Here is an 18169-nt window from a genome sequence, read left to right on the forward strand (position 1 = left end):
GTCGGGCGATGACAGCGGAGTGGGCAGGCGGAAGAGCCTACCCAAAATACCTCGCCAAAATCCCGCGATACACCTTGGTCAACCGCTCCAGGTCCCTGACCGGCACGCGTTCGTCGATTTGGTGCATGGTCTGGCCGACCAGGCCGAATTCGATCACCGGGCAATAGCTTGAGATGAAGCGCGCGTCCGAGGTGCCGCCTGAGGTCGACAGCTCCGGCTTGCGGCCCGTCACTTCTTCGATCGCGGACACCGCGAGATCGGTGAACGGGCCGGGCTTGGTCACGAACACGTTCGAGTTCGAGGGCTCCCAGACGATGCGGGCGCGAATGCGGTTGCCGCAGGCTTTTGTCAGCCGCATCTCGACCAGCTCGCGCAGGCTCGCCTGAGTGTGGTTGTCGTTGTAGCGGATGTTGAATTTTGCGCGCGCTTGTCCCGGGATGACGTTGTTGGCGGTGTTGCCGACGTCGACCGAGGTGAATTCGAGGTTGGAGGCCTGGAACTGCGCGCTACCATGGTCGAGCGGCTCGTCCGAGATGGCCACGATCAGCCGCGCGATATCAGGCACCGGATTGGCGGCGCGGTGCGGATAGGCGACATGGCCCTGCACGCCGTCGACATACAGCGTGCCGGATTGCGAGCCGCGGCGGCCGACCTTGATGGTGTCGCCGAGGGTCTCGACATTGGAGGGCTCGCCGAGCACGCAATGGTCGAATTTTTCGCCGCGCTCGGCCGCCCACTGCAGCAGCTTGATGGTGCCATTGATGGAGACGTCTTCCTCGTCGCCGGTGATCAGGAAGGAGATCGAACCTTTGCCGTCGCTGCGCGGCTTGCCGTCGTTCGCGGCCAGATGCTCCAGCACCGCGGCGACCGAACAGGCGATGCCGCCTTTCATGTCGACCGCGCCGCGGCCGTGCAGAAAGCCGTCCTTCACCTCGCCCGAGAACGCGCCGACGCTCCAGGCGCTCTCGTCGCCCGGCGGTACCACGTCGGTGTGGCCGGCAAAGGTGATGTGCGGCCCGTCAGTGCCGATCCGCGCAAAGAGATTGTCGACGTCGGCGGTGCCGGGCTCGCTGAAAGTCACGCGGTGGCATGTGAAGCCTGCCGCATTGAGGGCTTTTTCGAGCACGCCCAGTGCACCGGCATCGGCGGGGGTTACCGAGGGGCAGCGGATGAGATCGCGGGCAATCGAGAGAGCATCGGTCATGCGCCCCGCTTAACATGCATGCCGCCGGGTGGGCTAGCACTGGGCGGGACAAATTCGATCTCGCTCTGCTGGTCCCAGCTTTTCGTCGAAGGTGCGGGCGCGGAGCCATCTTCAAGGACGGCCAGTGGATCGGGGCCGAACCGGTTGTCGCCCGAGGTGCCGGGCACAATGAACATTTCCACGAGGCCCCAAAACCACGGAATGTGCACGGCCCAGGCGACGGCAAGAACCCAGTTTGAATTGGTGGGCAGCAGGTCCGAGAACTGGTCGAACAACGCAGGCACGACGAAGAACGGAACCAGCCACCAGCCGCTCCGGTCGCGATCGTGCAGCCGCTTGGTCGCGGTTGCGAGATAGATCCACAGGAATAGCAAAGTGCCGAACACTTTGAGGATGAGGGTCGCGCGATCGGCCGTAGCCAGCTGACGATAGGCCCTGGGATCGACCACGTTGAAGATGTCGTCGACACCGAAATCGAAGTCGACCTTGAAGTTGAAGGCGAAAGTTGCCGCCCCGTTCAGCACCTTGATGGCCTGGTCGATCATCCCGAGCATGCAGGCCAGCATCATGACGAGCAGCAGCGCCTGCCACAGCAGCGCGCGGTTGATGCGGCCGTCGAAGCGGAAGAGATACCAGATCCAGTCCATTCCAAAGGCTCCGGGCGGGAAAGGTCGCCCGGATGTTGGTCGCGATGGGGGGAGGGCGGGTTCGATGGACCCTCGGTGTCGTACGGCAGCTGGTGCCGCGAATCAATCCCGCAGCAGCTCGTTGATGCTGGTTTTGGAGCGCGTGCGCTCGTCGACGCGCTTGACGATGACGGCGCAGGCGGTGCTCGGGCCGATCTGGCCGTTCTTCATGGGCTTGCCGGGCAGCGCGCCGGGAACGACGACCGAATATTCCGGCACCTCGCCGATGAAGATCTCGCCGGTCTCGCGATCGACGATCTTGGTCGACGCCCCCAGGAACACGCCCATCGACAGCACCGCGCCCTTGCGCACGATCACGCCCTCGGCGACCTCGGAGCGCGCGCCGATAAAGCAATCGTCCTCGATGATCACGGGCTCGGCCTGCAGCGGCTCGAGCACGCCGCCGATGCCGACGCCGCCGGAGATGTGCACGCGCTTGCCGATCTGCGCGCAGGAGCCGACGGTCGACCAGGTGTCGATCATGGTGGATTCATCGACGTAGGCGCCGAGATTGACGAAGGACGGCATCAGCACGACGTTGCGGGCGATGAAGGCGGAGCGGCGCACGATGGAGCCGGGGACGGCACGGAAACCGGCATCCCGAAAGCGGTTCTCGCCCCAGCCGTCGAACTTCGAGGGCACCTTGTCCCACCAGGCCGCCTTGCCGGGGCCGCCGGAAATGGCGCCCATGTCGTTGAGGCGGAACGAGAGCAGCACCGCCTTCTTCAGCCATTGATTGACCTTCCACTTGCCGTCGGCCCCGCGCTCGGCAACGCGGGCCTCACCCTTGTCCAGAATCTCCAGCGCGTGATCCACGGCCTCGCGGACCTCGCCCCTGGTCGAGGTCGAGACGCCGTCGCGCGCCTCGAAGGCGCCGTTGATGGTGGATTCGAGGACGGACAGGGACATTTGGCGATCCTTGAGCAGCATTTGCGGGGAATTTGGATCGCTTTTTCGGGACTTGGAGCGAGAGAGTCAAGAACGCAGTCGGCCATGTCCCGGCGCGTTCGGACGCGCCCGGGACATGGCCGGCGGCTATTTTGATGTGCCCGCGAGATCGATGCCGTTCACGATACCCTCGCAGAGGCCGGCGAGCTCATTTCCGAGTTCGGTCAATGCCGGTGAACGGTAGCGCGCGAAGGCCATAGCCGGATCAAGCCATCGCAGTTCGGCTTGACCGTCTGGAAAGCCGATCACGGCGAACTTCAGGGGGGCCTCGAGCAGCGCCGCGCTATCGGCGGTCAGCAGCCGCGACATCAGGCGTGGGTGGAAAAACAGGACCTGACGCGCGGGGCCGATGGCGAAGCCGCCACGACTGAGCAGCATTTGCGGGTCGATCTCGTGCAGGATCCAGAGGTCTGCCGCAATGATTCCCTGCTTCAAGCGGGTGACCACCTCTTCGACGGTCAACGAAGAGGTGACCGACCGTTGAAACGAGCTTGCGGCCGAACCGCATCCGGAGAAGGCCACAGGTTGCGGTGTTTGCGTCATCGGATCAGCCTTCGCCCGGCTTCGGTGCCCGGCTCGCATCGAACGCTTCGAGCGTCCGTGCCGAGTAGACCAACGACGCCCCCGCACCGATCGCAATCGCCACGCCGAGGGCCTCGGCGAGCTCCTCACGGCTCGCGCCGAAACGTGCGGCGGCGGCGGCGTGAACCGCAATACACCCGTCGCAGCGGGCGGTCACGGCCGCCGCCAGCGCGATCAACTCGCGCGTCTTTCCGTCCAGCTTTCCTGTCTGGGGGCCAGCCGCGCCAAGTTCGCGATAGCCCTTCAGCGTCGCCGGGCTTAGGGCACCAATGTCGCCGATCCGCGCCAGCAAGTCGCTCCGATAGGCGCTCCAATCCATCATCATTGTCTCTCTCCTCGAACGGCGGGTTGTTGCCGAGCTCGAGAGATAGACGTGCGGTCTCGCGGGAGCCATCAGCTATGGGCGTATGGCCGCTATACAGCTTGCCGAAGCGTCAGGCGAATTGACGGAATTCTCCCGCGATGAAGTCCACCACGGCGCGAACCCGCCGGACCTTGCCGGTGTCGCGATGAAATCCCAGCCACAGCTCGCGGCTCGGGACGGGCGCCGGCGTCTTGATCGAACGAAGCGCGGGATAGGCCGAGGCCAGCCGAGTCGGCAAGCAAACCAGCCCCGCGCCGGCGGCGGCCGCAGCGGCCTGACCATCGCGGCTATTGCTGCAGAATCCAACATGTGCCTGCGGCAAATAGCGACGCAGCCACTTCGTCTCCGCAACGCTTTCGGCGAGCGCCGCGTTCATTGTAATGAGCGCAGCGTCGGCGCCACCGTCCGAAAAATCGGGCGGTCCCTTTGCCTTGAGATAGGCAGCAGCAGCATAAAGCTGGAACGGAATGCTGCCGATCTTCCGCTGCATCAGTCCGTCCTGCTGGAAGCGCCCGAAGCGTAGGGCGACATCTATCTCCCGCCACGTGAGGCTCAGGGCCTCGGCGTCAGTAACCAGCTCGACGGTGACGGTCGGATGCGCCGCGCAGAACTTCGCCAGCAAAGGCGAGAGGATCCGTGCCCCGAGCCATTCGGGCGAGGTCACGCGCACCGTTCCGGTCAGTCCAGCGCTGCTGCCGACTGCGATCCGCTGCGCCGCCAGTGCTGCGTCCTCCATCCTCTCGGCATAATCGAGAATCTGCCGTCCGGTGTCGGAGAGCCGAAGGCCGGACGGAAGGCGGTCGAACAGGATCGCACCGAGCTTGCTTTCGAACAGTTCGAGGCGCCGGCTCATTGTCGGTTGCGTGGTGCCCAGCTTTCGTGCGGCACCCGAGAGGCTTTTTTCGCGAGCCAGGTGCAGGAAGTAGCGCAGGTCTTCCCATTCGATCGCAGCCAAGTCTGTCGGCTTCTGAGGCACGGTCGCTCCTGCGTTGCTGCGGGGGTCAGCCGATCGCGAGCGACTGCAGAAACCCAGTCAGATCGTCGGTGACGTGGTCGACATGGGCCGCATCACGGCCCGCCAGTTCCCAATCTTCACGCACCACTTGCTTGGTGCCGTCCGACACCACGAGTATCGTGGTCATGCCGAGCTCGTGCGGAACGGTGAGGTTGCGGGCGAGGTCCTCGAACATCGCTGCGCGGGTCGGATCGACCGAATGGTCGGCGAGAAACTTCCGGTAGGTCTGTGGCGCCGGCTTCGGCTCGAATTCGGCGGCGATGATGTCGAACACGCCGTCGAAATGCGTGGCAAAGCCGAGTCGCGCCAGCACCGCATCGACATGATCGACCGAGCCGTTGGTCAGGATCAGCTTTCGTCCCGGCAGTTTTGCAATGGCCTCGCCCAGGGCCGGGTTCGGCTCCAGCGGGGAATGGTCGATCTTGTGGACATAGGCGAGATAGTCGTCGGCGCGTACACCATGCAGGGTCATCATGCCACGCATGGTGGTGCCGAAGCGCTGGTAATAATCCTTCTGGATCTTGCGCGCTTCCACCGGTGTCAGATTGAGCCAGTTGCAAACGAACTCGGTGATCCGCGCATCGACCTGCTGCCACAGATTGACGTGGTGCGGATAGAGCGTGTTGTCGAGGTCGAACACCCAGGTGTCGATATGGGCAAAGGCGCGGGAGGAGGTCATTTTCACTCTCTATCCGTTGACCGCGGCGGCGCCCCACCCTCAATCGTCGTCCTGGCGAAAGCCAGGACCCATACGCCGTGACCGATCATTGGGACACTGCGGTCGTCGTTCTTCGCCAAATCCAATCCTGGGGTAATGGGTCCTGGCTTTCGCCAGGACGACAGCGGCGTGCGTGGCACCGGTACCATCACAACAGCACCCGTCACGGCATTGCAAACCGCAGCGTCTTGCCGCCGCTCGACATGTCCACCGCGCTAAAGCCCGTGGCCGCGAAACCGCGCGCGCCGCAGTCGGTCTGCTCGTTGGTCTCGAACTTGGTCTCGCGCGTGCAAAGCTGCTTGTCGCCGCCCCAGTTCAGCGGCTTGTCCTTCAGCTTGACGATTCGGTTATCGGCGTCGATGGCTTCCGCGAAGCTGAATATCTGCTTCGGCTGGCCGCTCACATCAGGGTGCAGGCAGGTCTTGGGGTCGATGCGATACCAGCCACGGCTCGTCACCGATTTGCCGTCGTCGGTGGCGACCGCCGCCATCACCTTGTGCGCGGTGTCGTTGCACCAGGTGAGGCCTGTCGCAGACGGCGTCTGCACGGCATCGACCATGGTCTTGAAGAAGTTCGGCGACGACAGGATGTCGGACGACAATCCGCGGCTCTTCAGGAAAGCGGCCAGCGCGCCTTGCGTCTTCGGCCCGTCGACGCCGTCGATCGGCGCGGCGTCGTAACCTGCGATCACCAAAAGCCGCTGGATGCCGGCGAGGCGGGCCTGCTCGTCGTCATACTCGGAGTCCTCGGCGAGATAGGCGACGAAATTGCCGTCCGCGCCTTGGGTCGGGGTGATCTGGGTGAAGGCGGCTTGGGTCTGGCCGCTGCGGCACTGCCGCGCTGCCGCGATGACGAAATTGTCCTGCGCGACGCACAGCGTGTCGCTGCCGTTCTGCGGGATCGGGGATGCGCCGTAGACGCCGAGCGCGCGGGCGTTGAGCAGGATGCGGTCGGCGGAGAGCGTGCCCTGCACCACCACGCGGCAGGTGGCGGGGTCGATCCTGAACCAGCCGCGCGTCGCGGTCGCCGCCTTGTCGTCGATGCCGATCGCGGCCTCGACGACATAGGACATGCGGTTGCAGATTTTCAGGTCGGCGAAGGCCGGTGCGGAGGAGAACACGAACGAGATGGCTGCGGCAGGGAGCGTCATCAGGAAGCGCGTCAGGACGGAGCGGCGAGGCCGCCGCTCTCCCAGCACTGTTCCTGTCCGCTCTTCTCTCACTTGTGGATCAGCGTGCCCGTGCCGGTATTGGTGAAGAGCTCGAGCAGCACCGCGTGCTGCATCTTGCCGTCGATGATGACGACGCCCTCCACGCCCTGTTCGAGCGCGTAGATGCAGGTCTCGACCTTCGGGATCATGCCGCCCGATATGGTGCCGTCCGCGATCAGCTTTCGCGCGTCCTTGACCGAGAGCTGCGGGATCAGCTTCTTGGACTTGTCGAGCACGCCCGGCACGTCGGTGAGCAGCAGCAGCCGCTTTGCCTTCAGCGCGCCGGCCACGGCACCTGCGAAAGTGTCGGCGTTGACGTTCAGCGTCTGCCCCTCTTTCGAGGTCGCGAGCGGCGCGAGCACGGGGATCAGCTCGTAGCCGATCAGCTGGTTGAGCAGCGTGAGATCGACTTTCTCGGGATCGCCGACGAAGCCGAGATCGACCGCCTTCTCGATGTGCGAGTCCGGATCCATGATGGTGCGCGTCGTCTTGGACGCCTTCACCATATTGGCGTCCTTGCCAGAGAGCCCCACGGCCTTGCCGCCGGCCTCGTTGATGTAGCCGACGATCTGCTTGTTGACGGAGCCGGCGAGCACCATCTCGACGATCTCGATGGTGGCGGCATCGGTGATGCGCAGGCCGGCTGCGAATTCCGAGACGATGCCGAGGCGCTTGAGCATGGTCGCGATCTGCGGGCCGCCGCCATGCACCACCACCGGATTGATCGCGGTCTGCTCGAGCAGCACGATGTCGCGGGCAAAATTCTTCGCGGTCTCCTCGTCCCCCATGGCATGGCCGCCATACTTGATGACGATGGTTTCCTCGTCATACTGCTGCATGTGCGGCAGCGCTTCGGACAGGATGCGGGCCTGGTCGAGCGGGGAGATTTCGGTCATGAGGCGGATCTCGCTGGCGGGATACTCGGGCCGCGTTCTATCCGATTGGCGGGCGGGGCGCAAAGTGATGTTCTTCCCCTCTCCCCTTGCGGGAGAGGGTGGATCGCCGCGATAGCGGCGAGACGGGTGAGGGGTTCTCTCCGCGCGCGCAATAGTGAGTTCGTGGAGAGAACCCCTCATCCGGCGCTTCGCGCCATCTTCTCCCGCAAGGGGAGAAGGAACAAAGAGCCACTATTTCTTTCCCACCACCGCCGCGAGCGTCACTGCCAGCCAGCTCAAGATCATCACCGATCCACCCGTCGGCGCCGCATATGGAAACAGCGAATGGCCGGCATATTGCCGCAAGGTGAGGTCGCCCGCGAACAGCGCGGCGCCGGCTGCGAAGCCGGACGCGGCGATGATGCCAATTCCGCCGTGCAGAAGGCCGCGCCCGAGCAGGGCGACGGTCGCGAGTATGGCGGTTGCATGAAACAGCAGCATGGCGCTTGCGGCGGCGAGCCGGCTCGCATCGCCGCCATGCGCGGAAGCGGCGGCCAGCGCGACGCCGGCGGCGCCCATCATACCGGCAAGCCCGATCAACAGGCGGAACGCCGCCATTACGAGGTGCGCTCTTCCAGCAGCTTGGCGATCGCGGCGCGCAGCTCGGCCATGCCGGTTGCGCTCCGCGACGAGGTCGCGAGCACGTTCGGGAACGCGGCCGGACGCTTGGCGAGCGCGGCCTCGGTCTCGACGATGCGCGATTGAAGCTCGGCGGCCTTGATCTGGTCGGCCTTGGTCAGAACCAGCTGGTAGCTGACCGCGGAGCGATCGAGTGTCTTCAGGACTTCGAGATCGACGTCCTTGAGGCCGTGCCGCGCGTCGACCAGCACGTAGACGCGCGCGAGGCTCGCGCGTCCGAGCAGGAATTTGTGGATCAGCTCGGTCCAGGACGCGACCTGGCTCTTCGGTGCCTTGGCATAGCCATAGCCGGGCATGTCGACCAGGCGCAGGTCACTTTTCCCGGGGACCTCGAAGAAGATCAGCTCCTGGGTGCGGCCCGGCGTATGCGAGGTGCGCGCGAGCGCGTTGCGGCCGGTCAGCGCGTTGATCAGGCTGGACTTGCCGACATTGGAGCGGCCGGCAAAAGCGATCTCCAGCCCCGCCATCGGCGGCAGCGTTTCAGTCGAGGGCGAGGCCCAGATGAACTGCCAGTCGCGCGTGAACAGCTTTCGCCCGACCTCGATCAGCTTCGCATCTTTGTCGTCGGTCATGCGAAGGCTTTCTGTTTGTCCGCGTCATTGCGAGCGAAGCGAAGTAATCCAAAAATGCATCCGCGAAGGGACTCTGGATTGCTTCGTCGCTTTGCCTCGCAATGACGACCGCTACGTCGCCTTCTTCGCGAACGTCGCCTTGAGATTGTCGAACAGCTCCACCTTCACGCCGTTGCGGCGCATGATGAAGCTCTGCTGAAGCACCGAGAGCGTGTTGTTCCAGGCCCAGTAGATCACGAGGCCCGCCGGGAAGCCCGCCAGCATGAAGGTGAAGATCAGCGGCATCCAGTTGAAGATCATCTGCTGCGTCGGATCCGGCGGCGTCGGATTCAGCTTCATCTGGAACCACATCGTGATGCCCATGATGATCGGCCAGATGCCGAGCGCGAGGTAGTGGCCGAACACGGGAATGGTGGTCGGATCGAACGGGATCAGCCCGAACAGAGTGAACAGGTTGGTCGGGTCCGGCGCGGAAAGATCCTTGATCCAGCCGAAGAACGGCGCGTGCCGCATCTCGATGGTGACGAACAGCACCTTGTACAGCGAGAAGAACACCGGGATCTGGATCACCACGGGAAGACAGCCGGCGACCGGATTGATCTTCTCCTTGCGGTAGATCTCCATCATCTCCTGCTGCTGCTTCACCTTGTCGTCAGGGTAGCGCTCCTTCAGCGCCTGAAGCTGCGGTTGGACCGACTTCATCTTCGCCATCGAGGCGTAGGACTTGTTCGCCAGCGGGAAGAACAGGAGCTTCACGATCACGGTCACGAGCAGGATCGAGATGCCGAAATTGCCGAAGAAGCGGTAGAAGAAGTCGAGGCCGAGGAACATCGGCTTGGTGATGAAGTAGAACCAGCCCCAGTCGATCAACAGATCGAAATGGTTGAGGCCGAGTTCCTTGTTGTAGCCGCCATGGCCGGCGAGCGGGAAGTTGATGCCGACAACGCTGGCTTCCTTGGCGCCGGCGAACAGCCGCGCGTTCGCGGTCGCGGAGCCGCCGATCGCGACGGTGACCGGATCGAGCAGATAATCGGTCTGGTAGGTGTGGACGTTGCCACTCGGATTCGACGAGAAGCGCGCCTGAATCTGCGCACTGGTGTCCGGCAGCAGCGCCGAGGCCCAGTATTTGTCGGTCATGCCGAGCCAGCCATTGGTGGCCTTGAAGTTCACCGTCCTGGCTTCGTCGATTTTCTTGTAGGCGTATTCCTGCAAGCCATCGAGATAGCCGATCAGGCCTTCATGCAGGATGTAGTAGCCGGAGACCTGCGGCGTGCCGTGGCGCGAGATCAGTGCGAACGGATAGAGCGTGACCGGCGCGTTGCCGACATTGCTCACCTCGTCCTTGACGGTAAAGAGGTAGTGGTCGTCGACCGAGATGGTGCGACGGAAGTTGAGGCCCTCGCCATTGTCCCATTTCAGCAGCACCGGGGTCGTCGGCGTCAGGCTGCCGCTGCCGTCCTGCTGCCAGACGGTCTGCGCGTCCGGCAGTTTCGCCGTCACGCCCGTCGCCGGTACCCAGCCGAACTCGGCGTAATACGGCTCCGCGGTCCCCGAGGGCGAATACAGAATAATCGGCGGTGACTTCGGATCGACCGTTTCGCGGAATTGCACCAGCGCGACATCGTCGATGCGTCCGCCCTTCAGCGAGATGCTGCCGGCGATCCGCGGCGTCTCGATCTTCACGCGCGGGCTGGCAGCAATGGCGGTGTCACGGCTTTGAACCGGCTGGGCTTGCTGGTTCGCGCTCGGCGTCGACGGCTGGGCCGTGCTGCCGGCCTGCGGCGTGGCGCCCGGCGTAGCGGAAGCCGTCGGCTGCGGCGTGGTCTTCTGCAGCTCGGCCTGCGCCTGTTGCTGGGCGCGCTGCTTCTCCATCGCCGGCATGTTGTAGAAATATTGCCAGGCGATCAGCACGAAGCCCGACAGAATGACGGCGAGGATGGTATTGCGGTTGTCGGTCATCATTCTCTCGTCATCAATCCGGTTTGCGGCTGGTCGCAGGAGCGGGGCCGGGCTTTAAGCCGTCGGTTGTTGGGCTGCTTTTTGAGCCGCGTCCCTTGTGCGTATGCCGCGCGGGCTTCGCGAACGCTATGCGCAGATCGTCGAGCATGGTGGCGAAGCCGCGCGAGAGCGCGTCCCTTCGGCCGACCAGCACATAATCATGATGGGGCTGCATCGACACCGGATCGAGCCGCTTCACCAGTTCGCGAAGCCGGCGCCGGATGCGATTGCGCTCGGGGGCGTTGCCGTTCTTTTTGGTGACGGTGAAGCCGATCCGGATTGGGCCGCTATCGTCGCGACCGCGGCTTTGCAGGACGAACGCGGGGCTATTCACCCGCGCGCCATTGGCAACGGCGAGGAAATCCGCTCGCTGCCTCAGCCGATCCATGATGAAATCCCAAAAAGGGGGTCCGGCTCAGGCGCTCAGACGCTTGCGGCCGCGAGCGCGGCGGGCGGCGAGCACCTTTCGGCCGCCGGCCGTGGCGAGACGGGCACGGAAGCCGTGACGGCGCTTGCGCACCAGTTTGCTGGGTTGATAAGTCCGCTTCACGGGTTTTTCTCCGCTGACCGGGCAATTTGCCTGTAGAATTGATGATAAAGTCCGGAAGATGCTGCCCAAAACGGGCCTTTTTCGGCCCCAAGAGAGCCGCTCCCGGCGGTCACACCGGGTCATCGCGGACAATTGCGCGGCTTATAAGCGAGCGCCTTCTTTTCGTCAACGCCGCACAAGAGCTCAATTCCGGCGAATATCGCTGTTTGTGCGGGGTTTTTAACCCTTGAGGTAGCGACTCGCCAAATCTGCGCTTACATCCGACCTTGGCAGATTGACGATCTGTAATTTGACCGCGCTGGGGGCGGGCCGCATCTTCGTACGCGCCAAACCCTTCACCAGCCAAATCTTCAACCCGGTAAAGGCAGCGAGGGCGAATTTCGTGGCAGCGACAGACCTCCAGCCGATCCAGGATGGGGATCAGCGGGACCCGCCGGCGGCGCTGCCGCGTGGGACGCGCGGACTTGGGCTGTCCGGCAAGCTGCTGCTGCTCACCGTCCCCCTGGTGATGATCGCGGCCATCCTGCTCTACGTGCCGGCCATCGCCAACTTCTGGGTCAACCGGCTCAACGACCGCGTCGCCGCGGCCAACACGGCGGCGCTGGTGCTCGATGCGGCGCCGCTCGGCATGGTCCCCGATTCGCTCTCGCGCGAGATCCTGAAAAGCATCAATGCGCGCGCCGTCGCCATCAAGATGGGCCAGCAGCGCCGTCTGCTCGCCAGCGACAATCTGCCCGCCGCGATCGAGCACGACATCGACCTGCGCGACATGACGGCGTGGGAGGCGATCACCGGCTCGTTCCGGATGATGCTGGAGACCGGCAACCAGGCCATCCGGATCGTCGGGCCCGGCGTCGGCAACGCCCAGTTCATGGAGATCGTCACCGACGAGCTGCCGCTGCGGCAGTCGATGTACCGCTTCTCCCGCAACGTCGTGGTGGTCGCGCTGATCATCGCTGTGTTGACCGCGGGCCTCGTCTATCTCGCCATGCATTATCTCTTCGTGCGCCCGATGCGGCGGCTGACCGCGAGCCTGGTCGGCTTCCACGAAAATCCCGAGAGTTCGGCGGGGATCATCGTGCCGAGCCAGCGCAGCGACGAGATCGGCGTTGCCGAGCGTGAATTGTCGGACATGCAGCGCGACCTGATGTCGATGCTGCATCAGAAGAGCCGGCTCGCCGCCCTCGGCCTCGCCGTCTCCAAGATCAATCACGACCTGCGCAATCTGCTGGCCTCGGCACAACTCCTGTCGGACCAGCTCGCCAGCGTGCCGGATCCGCGGGTGCAGCGCTTTGCGCCAAAACTCGTCCGCTCGCTCGAGCGCGCCATCGCCTTCTGTCAGTCGACCTTGTCTTACGGCCGCGCCCAGGAAGCCGCGCCCGACCGGCGCATGATCATGATCGAGCCGGTGGTGCTTGAGGTGCGCGAGACCGCTGGCCTTGCCTCCGACGCCTCGATCTCCTGGGTCGCCGCAATCGAGCGCGGGCTCGCGGTCGATGCCGATCCCGACCAGCTCTTCCGCGTGCTGCTCAACCTCGTCCGCAACGCCGCCCAAGCGCTGGAAAGCCATGCGTCCGCCGAGGGCGGCGCGCAGCAGATCCGGATCACGGGAAAACGCGAGGGCGCGGTCGCCATCCTCGAGGTCTCCGATACCGGCCCTGGCGTGCCGCAGAAGACTCGCGAACACCTGTTCGAGGCGTTCCAGACCTCCGGCCGCCCCGGCGGCAGCGGCCTCGGCCTTGCCATCGCCGCCGAGCTGGTCCGCGCCCATGGCGGCGACATCCATCTGGTCGAAGGCACCATCGGTGCCACCTTCCGGATCGTCATCCCCGACCGCCCCGTGGAACTGCTCTCCGTCCGCAACGAGCGGGCGCGGGCGTAGGTCGGCCGGCGGCTGAGTGCGGAAACCGTCATTTCCCAGCAAAATCACCTCAATCCGGACCTTGCCAATTGGGGCAAGAGCGGTTAGTCAGGGCGCTCTTTCGCACCCCTCCGGCGTCGCCGGGGGCTGCCTGCGGGCCACGCCCGCAATGTCAGCGAAAAACGCGCCCGTAGCTCAGCTGGATAGAGCATCAGACTACGAATCTGAGGGTCGGACGTTCGAATCGTTCCGGGCGCGCCATTTACCTCTGTTTTCATTGATTTTTCCCGCCGCGCCCCAACGGCGTTACCGAGTGTTACCCAGTCTCGTTACCGTAATCGGCCGTCGCTCCTTTCAGCGCCGCGCCGATCTCGATCAGGGCGGTCCTTGCGACCGCACGCACCTGAAAAAGAGTATGGTCGGAATACTGACCGAGTACGTGGTGAAACTCGCCCGCTCCAGGCAGGTCGTCTTCATCTTCAGGTGCATTTGCGGAATGTCGTCCTCGCGCGACCAGGCGCATCGCGGGTCCGAAAATTTTCAATTTGGAGTGCCCCTTCTCCTCGAGCCACCTTACCACCGCAAAGCGCGGCAGTTCTTCCACCTTTTCTCCGATCGGCTCGTATAGCTGCAGTGCAGTCTGAGCGAGCCGACGCGATCCGAACGATCTTCCGAGGCCGCGCTCCCGCTGTTCCGGCTGCACGTACATCGGAAGCTCCGCGATCCTCCCGGACAGAAACTGCTCCAGACTAATCGAAGACTTCTTGCTGCCCGCTGGTCTTAAGTGAGCGAAACGTTTCAGGACCTCCATCGAATCTTTGGCGAAGGTGCTTCCGGCACAAGCCAAGACCAATCGAGCCGCTTCGAGCGAAGTCATTTCGGCGGCAGCACGTCCATATCCTGCGAACAGGATTTGGCCCCCTGCTCGGATCGTCTTCAGATGCAGTTGGGCGCTCGCTCGGGAGATGCCGAGAGCGTCCCCCACGACATCCGCCAGTTCCCTTGAGCTGACCACGGAGGCCCCCGAATCGGTCGTTAACCAACAGCCTATAACTTCTGTGGACCTATTGTGCCAGTGAATTTTCAGTGCCATATTTGGTCCACTGGAAAGAATGATGGCGAAAGGCTTGGAATATCGTGCGCTCGGACGGCGAGGGGTGATCATCCCGACGCCGCTCTATGCCGACGATCAGCTCGTGGCGCATGTCGTGCTCGGCGAGTACGCGGACCACTGGCGGGAAGTCCGCCGCGTGCTCGAACGGGACGGTATGCCATCGGCGCGCCCTTCCATTCGGCACCTCTATTATGTGCCCGCCGTACTGAAATTCATCGATAACCGCGAAGGCACCGGCGGTCTGGAAGCCGACTATCCAGAAGATGGTCCAGATAGGTTCGGCCCATGACCAAACGCAATCGAGCCGCCAAGGTGCGGATCGCCGGCGAGGTCATGGAACTCTACGCGCCGGGCCTCAAGCAAGTCAGGCGAAGGGGCAACATCCAGCTCTACTGGGCGAAGGATGAAACCCCTGAGTGTGCCGACTATCGTCCCGCGACCGTTCGCATCCATGTTGATCTCTCGGATCCGGCGTCGAAAGAAACGATCGAGCAGGTTTGCCAGCGCGAACACGATTGTCTCATGCGCTGGCTCGAGAAGGGCAACGACGACAAGGAGCGCCTGAGGCCGAAGTTCAACGGCACCATCGGGAGCCTCTGCCTCATGTACGAATCCGATCCCGAGAGCGGATTTGCAGACGTGCAGCAGAACACCCAAAGCTCATATCGCGACTGGCTGAAGATCGTCCGCGGGACGATCGGACAGCGTCGCATCGATGCGCTTAGCGCAAAGTATTTCAGGACCTGCTACCGCAACTGGAAGGAGCCGATCTCGCCGGGGGAAGAACAGCGCGTCAGGCGCGCGTATGGCTGCATCCAAATGATCAAAATCCTGCTCGGATAACCGCTCCCGCAGCTCTCAGACAGGTACTTCAAACGATCGCGTCGCAGCCCACGTAACGTCCGTGTTGCACGGGTCGTCGGCAATCGCAAACCCAGCATTAGGCAGTTGTCGAGCGGCAACTTAAAAGAACGCGAATGAGTCATAGGCCCTGACCCAACCTGAAGTCGTGCAATTCTGCTACGGTTAAAAATCCGGACGTATGGCCAGGGTGGGAGGCAGCTGTGACAAACTGGGAGGTCTCCAACGATCCATCTGGCAAGCCGCCATCCGACAATAGGCAGCCGGACGAAGCAGAACCCGATGAGGAGCGACCGGGGAAGCCGCCATCTGATCGGAGCTTAAGGATCCGCTTGCGGGCACGATTGCAGTTGATCGGCGGCGCGCTCGCCTCAATTGCGGCCGTGGGTGCTATCGCGGGTGGCCTCGTCGGCTACTGGACTGTTTGGAAGACGCTACGCACAGACGTCTTTCCGGAAAGCCAGAAAACGCAGAAAGAGGCTACGGCCCGGCCCGACATTGCTCCCCGTTTGTCTCTCGTTGTCCTGCCATTCGCAAACCTCAACAACGATGCAGAGCAGGACTATTTCGCCGACGGCATTACGACCGATCTGACGACCGACCTCGCGCAAATGCCCGATACATTCGTGATCGGACGCGGGACGGCTTTCACCTATAGGAATAAGCAGGTCGATCTCAAGACGCTCGGCAAGGACCTTGGTATCCGATGGGCGGTGCAGGGCGCCGTGCAACGGGCTGGAGATCGGGTCCGGATGAACGTGTCGCTTGCAGACCTTTCGACCGGTCGTGACGTCTGGTCGGATCGTTTTGACGGCGATCGGATGAATCTTGCCGCCCTGCAGGACCAGGTGACGGCGCGGCTTGCCCGCTCTCTCAACGTTGAACTCATCCAAGCCGAAAGTCGTCGCAGTTTGATGGACCAGCCCGCGAATCCAGATGCCGTGGATTTCACGATGCGCGGGTGGGCAAAAGTCTATGGACCTCAGAGCAACGTAACGATCACCGAGGCAAAGGACTTGTTTGAGGCCGCGCTGCATCTCGATCCGGACCACGTTGATGCGATGCTCGGTAAAGCGTGGTGCATAGCGAGCGGCATACTCAGCGGCTGGTCAACTGCCGTGACGGAAGACAAAAAGATCGCCACCAGCTTAATTGATAAAGTTCTTTCAAAGCGGCCGACGAGCGCGAATGCGCACATAACCAAAGGAAACATTTTACTCTATGGAGATCCCAAGGGAGCGTTATCTGAATTCGACGCCGCTTTGGAAGCCGACCCAAATTCGCCGCTTGCATACGCAACAAAAGGAATTGCACTTGTCACAGCGGGACGCGCGCACGAATCCTTCGACCCAGTTCAGATTGCTTTACGCCTAAGTCCCAAAGATCCGGCGCGTAGCACCTGGCATTTCTTCCTGTGCCATGCTCACGCCCATGTGCAGCAATACAACGAGGCCATTGAGGAATGCAGGCGCTCGATCAATCTGAACAAATTATACTGGATGCCGTATGTGGATCTGATTTCAGCTTATGGAGCCACCGGCCAACTTGAAATGACCTCCCAAGTGACGACCGAACTGGATGCAATCTTGCCGGACTTCACGGTCCAATGGTTCCGTCAAATAGGCTACGCACGTTCGAGCAATGCGCAGTTTCGCCGTGAGTACGACAGCATCCTTGATGGACTTAGAAAGGCTGGCGTCCGCGAGCAATGAGATCACCAGGATCTTCGTTGCTTGCTTACCAGCAGAGTGTTCTCTGGCCCTGAGCCGAAAAGCACTCGAGCCGCGGTGACGTCCGCTGTCGCTGGTGGTTCAGACGCCGAGCAGCCTTAACTCAACAAGCGCCCGTCCCCAAAACCGACATCCGTGCCGCGCTCGACGGCATTCACCAATGTCCCTTACCCACTCGCGCCAGGGCTATGTGCAAGCTGGCGGGGGGCTGTCCGAGTGTGGTGCTTGCTCGCCGATAGCGTTCCCACATTGCCTTTCCGTCTAGATCTTCAACCAGCTCAAGTCCAACACAGGCGAAATCGTTGACGATGTCATCCGGATAGAATCCCGAAATCCAAGGTTCGCCGGTCTGCGCTACCAGGTTAGCATTCTCGTTGTGTGGTGATTGCGATGTGTTCTGGGCGAACTCGGCTTGGTCCATATAGGTGAATACAAGTTCGCTTCCCGGAGCACCGCAAGTTGCCACTGCACGCAAGGTTGCCAGATTGGCTTGGCGTGTCAGGTACACCGAAACGCCGAGCCACGAGAAGAATGCTTTCTTGTCTTTCTGGAAGCAAGAGCAAGCCAAAGCAGACACCAAATCGTCGTTCGTGAGGTCGGCAGCGATGAAATGCACCGACGGCGGAAGCGATATGCCGCATTCTTTAATACGCTGGATCTTCATCGTTTGCGTCGCCGGATGGTCTATCTCGAAGATCGTCAGGGCGTCGGAAAAAGCAGGGCGGCGAAGCACGAAGCTATCCAACCCGGCGCCGATAAGGACATACTGACTTATGCCCCTAATTGTCGCCTCGCGCAGCGCGTCCTCCGCATAGCGAGAGCGGATTACCACTCCTGGCAGTGCAGTATTAGTCAGCAGGAAGTCGTCCAACACTGAACCGGGTCCCCGTGGGGCGCGGGCACGCGCGTCCTTATCCATGCGGGCCAATACCCGCTCACTCATCCTTTCGCGTTCAGCTTCGGGAACGAGTCGATCGCCCCAGGGATCGTCGAAAAGGGGAGACGGGTCGAACCGCGAATGCAGCGCTCTCATCAGGGACGTTGCGAGTGCGGTGCGGCTGGGCAATGACTCTATCATCCCGATCCTTCCTGGACGGCTTGTCTCGCTGGGTACTAGGGTCTGTACCTAATTAGCGAGTTCTGATTCCCTGGTGCCAAGTTGATTCGGCACGGGGGACTTCG

At 62.7% G+C, this 18169-nt stretch carries 20 protein-coding genes and 1 tRNA gene; 5 read left to right on the top strand and 16 right to left on the bottom strand.

Annotated elements, in window-relative coordinates; genetic code table 11:
- Nucleotides 1-37 precede the first annotated feature (37 nt).
- The 14 genes from dapE to rpmH all read right to left on the bottom strand — a co-directional run bounded on the left by dapE (nt 38) and on the right by rpmH (nt 11421).
- Entirely contained in the window at nt 38-1204 is a 1167-nt protein-coding gene (gene dapE / locus IVB13_RS35960) for a succinyl-diaminopimelate desuccinylase (RefSeq protein ID WP_018453025.1), read from the bottom strand.
- Nucleotides 1201-1851 (bottom strand): DUF805 domain-containing protein, encoded by a 651-nt coding sequence (locus IVB13_RS35965; RefSeq protein WP_018453026.1) that lies wholly within the window; start codon nt 1849-1851, stop codon nt 1201-1203. The genes dapE and IVB13_RS35965 overlap by 4 nt, the downstream gene beginning before the upstream one ends.
- A 102-nt stretch (nt 1852-1953) precedes the next feature.
- Nucleotides 1954-2799: a 2,3,4,5-tetrahydropyridine-2,6-dicarboxylate N-succinyltransferase gene (gene dapD, locus IVB13_RS35970; RefSeq protein ID WP_026232441.1), complete on the bottom strand. Its 846-nt coding sequence runs from the start codon at nt 2797-2799 to the stop codon at nt 1954-1956.
- A 126-nt stretch (nt 2800-2925) separates the two neighbouring features.
- Nucleotides 2926-3381: a DUF302 domain-containing protein gene (locus IVB13_RS35975; RefSeq protein ID WP_231189775.1), complete on the bottom strand. Its 456-nt coding sequence runs from the start codon at nt 3379-3381 to the stop codon at nt 2926-2928.
- A gap of 4 nt (nt 3382-3385) precedes the next feature.
- Complete coding sequence (locus IVB13_RS35980) at nt 3386-3745, bottom strand: carboxymuconolactone decarboxylase family protein (protein ID WP_018453029.1); 360 nt, start codon at nt 3743-3745, stop codon at nt 3386-3388.
- A 109-nt stretch (nt 3746-3854) separates the two neighbouring features.
- A complete protein-coding gene (locus IVB13_RS35985; RefSeq protein ID WP_018453030.1) occupies nt 3855-4760 on the bottom strand; it encodes a LysR family transcriptional regulator in 906 nt (301 codons plus the stop codon).
- Between the two features lie 25 nt (nt 4761-4785).
- The gene (locus IVB13_RS35990) at nt 4786-5478 is read right to left on the bottom strand and encodes a pyrimidine 5'-nucleotidase (RefSeq protein ID WP_018453031.1); all 693 of its coding nucleotides are present in this window, start codon (nt 5476-5478) and stop codon (nt 4786-4788) included.
- A gap of 202 nt (nt 5479-5680) precedes the next feature.
- Nucleotides 5681-6667 (bottom strand): DUF1036 domain-containing protein, encoded by a 987-nt coding sequence (locus IVB13_RS35995; protein ID WP_018453032.1) that lies wholly within the window; start codon nt 6665-6667, stop codon nt 5681-5683.
- 68 nt (nt 6668-6735) lie between these two features.
- A complete protein-coding gene (argB, locus tag IVB13_RS36000) occupies nt 6736-7623 on the bottom strand; it encodes an acetylglutamate kinase (RefSeq protein WP_007597683.1) in 888 nt (295 codons plus the stop codon).
- 231 nt (nt 7624-7854) lie between these two features.
- Entirely contained in the window at nt 7855-8220 is a 366-nt protein-coding gene (locus tag IVB13_RS36005; RefSeq protein WP_018453033.1) for a DUF423 domain-containing protein, read from the bottom strand.
- Entirely contained in the window at nt 8220-8873 is a 654-nt protein-coding gene (gene yihA, locus IVB13_RS36010; protein WP_018453034.1) for a ribosome biogenesis GTP-binding protein YihA/YsxC, read from the bottom strand. Before yihA ends, IVB13_RS36005 begins: the two co-directional genes overlap by 1 nt.
- Nucleotides 8874-8984: 111 nt before the next feature.
- Nucleotides 8985-10832: a membrane protein insertase YidC gene (gene yidC / locus IVB13_RS36015; protein ID WP_026232445.1), complete on the bottom strand. Its 1848-nt coding sequence runs from the start codon at nt 10830-10832 to the stop codon at nt 8985-8987.
- A gap of 13 nt (nt 10833-10845) precedes the next feature.
- Nucleotides 10846-11259: a ribonuclease P protein component gene (gene rnpA, locus IVB13_RS36020; protein ID WP_018453036.1), complete on the bottom strand. Its 414-nt coding sequence runs from the start codon at nt 11257-11259 to the stop codon at nt 10846-10848.
- A 27-nt stretch (nt 11260-11286) separates the two neighbouring features.
- Nucleotides 11287-11421, bottom strand: a complete 135-nt coding sequence (rpmH, locus tag IVB13_RS36025; protein WP_008542748.1) for a 50S ribosomal protein L34 — start codon at nt 11419-11421, stop codon at nt 11287-11289.
- 382 nt (nt 11422-11803) lie between these two features.
- Here rpmH and IVB13_RS36030 point away from each other — a divergent pair, with 382 nt between their 5' ends.
- Together IVB13_RS36030 and IVB13_RS36035 are read left to right on the top strand one after the other, a co-directional pair.
- Nucleotides 11804-13303, top strand: coding sequence for a HAMP domain-containing sensor histidine kinase (locus IVB13_RS36030; protein ID WP_026232446.1), 1500 nt, complete (start codon nt 11804-11806; stop codon nt 13301-13303).
- A 163-nt stretch (nt 13304-13466) separates the two neighbouring features.
- A tRNA-Arg gene (locus IVB13_RS36035) sits at nt 13467-13543 on the top strand.
- A 55-nt stretch (nt 13544-13598) separates the two neighbouring features.
- On the opposite strand, the gene IVB13_RS36040 is transcribed toward IVB13_RS36035, so the two are convergent.
- The gene (locus IVB13_RS36040; RefSeq protein ID WP_247492256.1) at nt 13599-14375 is read right to left on the bottom strand and encodes a hypothetical protein; all 777 of its coding nucleotides are present in this window, start codon (nt 14373-14375) and stop codon (nt 13599-13601) included.
- Nucleotides 14376-14397: 22 nt separating this feature from the next.
- Here IVB13_RS36040 and IVB13_RS36045 point away from each other — a divergent pair, with 22 nt between their 5' ends.
- The 3 genes from IVB13_RS36045 to IVB13_RS36055 all read left to right on the top strand — a co-directional run bounded on the left by IVB13_RS36045 (nt 14398) and on the right by IVB13_RS36055 (nt 16969).
- Complete coding sequence (locus tag IVB13_RS36045) at nt 14398-14685, top strand: hypothetical protein (protein ID WP_247492259.1); 288 nt, start codon at nt 14398-14400, stop codon at nt 14683-14685.
- On the top strand, nt 14682-15239 hold the full coding sequence (locus IVB13_RS36050) for a hypothetical protein (protein ID WP_247492260.1): 558 nt from the start codon (nt 14682-14684) through the stop codon (nt 15237-15239). Before IVB13_RS36045 ends, IVB13_RS36050 begins: the two co-directional genes overlap by 4 nt.
- Nucleotides 15240-15460: 221 nt before the next feature.
- Nucleotides 15461-16969 (top strand): tetratricopeptide repeat protein, encoded by a 1509-nt coding sequence (locus IVB13_RS36055; protein ID WP_247492262.1) that lies wholly within the window; start codon nt 15461-15463, stop codon nt 16967-16969.
- A 172-nt stretch (nt 16970-17141) separates the two neighbouring features.
- Here IVB13_RS36055 and IVB13_RS36060 read toward each other — a convergent pair whose 3' ends face one another.
- Nucleotides 17142-18065 carry a class I SAM-dependent methyltransferase gene (locus tag IVB13_RS36060; RefSeq protein ID WP_247492274.1) on the bottom strand — a complete coding sequence of 308 codons (924 nt, stop codon included), beginning with the start codon at nt 18063-18065 and terminating at the stop codon, nt 17142-17144.
- Between the last annotated feature and the right edge of the window lie 104 nt (nt 18066-18169).

The organism is Bradyrhizobium sp. 17, from assembly GCF_023073515.1.
Taxonomy (GTDB): domain Bacteria; phylum Pseudomonadota; class Alphaproteobacteria; order Rhizobiales; family Xanthobacteraceae; genus Bradyrhizobium; species Bradyrhizobium canariense_D.

Excerpts from the sequence above, each read along its gene's own strand:
- dapE (WP_018453025.1), bottom strand. The coding sequence starts at position 1,204 with ATGACCGATGCTCTCTCGATTGCCCGCGATCTCATCCGCTGCCCCTCG.
- dapD (WP_026232441.1), bottom strand. The coding sequence starts at position 2,799 with ATGTCCCTGTCCGTCCTCGAATCCACCATCAACGGCGCCTTCGAGGCG.
- IVB13_RS35965 (WP_018453026.1), bottom strand. The coding sequence starts at position 1,851 with ATGGACTGGATCTGGTATCTCTTCCGCTTCGACGGCCGCATCAACCGC.
- IVB13_RS35975 (WP_231189775.1), bottom strand. The coding sequence starts at position 3,381 with ATGACGCAAACACCGCAACCTGTGGCCTTCTCCGGATGCGGTTCGGCC.
- yihA (WP_018453034.1), bottom strand. The coding sequence starts at position 8,873 with ATGACCGACGACAAAGATGCGAAGCTGATCGAGGTCGGGCGAAAGCTG.
- IVB13_RS36050 (WP_247492260.1), top strand. The coding sequence starts at position 14,682 with ATGACCAAACGCAATCGAGCCGCCAAGGTGCGGATCGCCGGCGAGGTC.
- IVB13_RS36060 (WP_247492274.1), bottom strand. The coding sequence starts at position 18,065 with ATGATAGAGTCATTGCCCAGCCGCACCGCACTCGCAACGTCCCTGATG.
- yidC (WP_026232445.1), bottom strand. The coding sequence starts at position 10,832 with ATGACCGACAACCGCAATACCATCCTCGCCGTCATTCTGTCGGGCTTC.
- argB (WP_007597683.1), bottom strand. The coding sequence starts at position 7,623 with ATGACCGAAATCTCCCCGCTCGACCAGGCCCGCATCCTGTCCGAAGCG.
- IVB13_RS35990 (WP_018453031.1), bottom strand. The coding sequence starts at position 5,478 with ATGACCTCCTCCCGCGCCTTTGCCCATATCGACACCTGGGTGTTCGAC.
- IVB13_RS36040 (WP_247492256.1), bottom strand. The coding sequence starts at position 14,375 with ATGGCACTGAAAATTCACTGGCACAATAGGTCCACAGAAGTTATAGGC.
- IVB13_RS35980 (WP_018453029.1), bottom strand. The coding sequence starts at position 3,745 with ATGATGATGGATTGGAGCGCCTATCGGAGCGACTTGCTGGCGCGGATC.
- IVB13_RS36045 (WP_247492259.1), top strand. The coding sequence starts at position 14,398 with ATGGCGAAAGGCTTGGAATATCGTGCGCTCGGACGGCGAGGGGTGATC.
- rnpA (WP_018453036.1), bottom strand. The coding sequence starts at position 11,259 with ATGGATCGGCTGAGGCAGCGAGCGGATTTCCTCGCCGTTGCCAATGGC.
- IVB13_RS35995 (WP_018453032.1), bottom strand. The coding sequence starts at position 6,667 with ATGACGCTCCCTGCCGCAGCCATCTCGTTCGTGTTCTCCTCCGCACCG.
- IVB13_RS36005 (WP_018453033.1), bottom strand. The coding sequence starts at position 8,220 with ATGGCGGCGTTCCGCCTGTTGATCGGGCTTGCCGGTATGATGGGCGCC.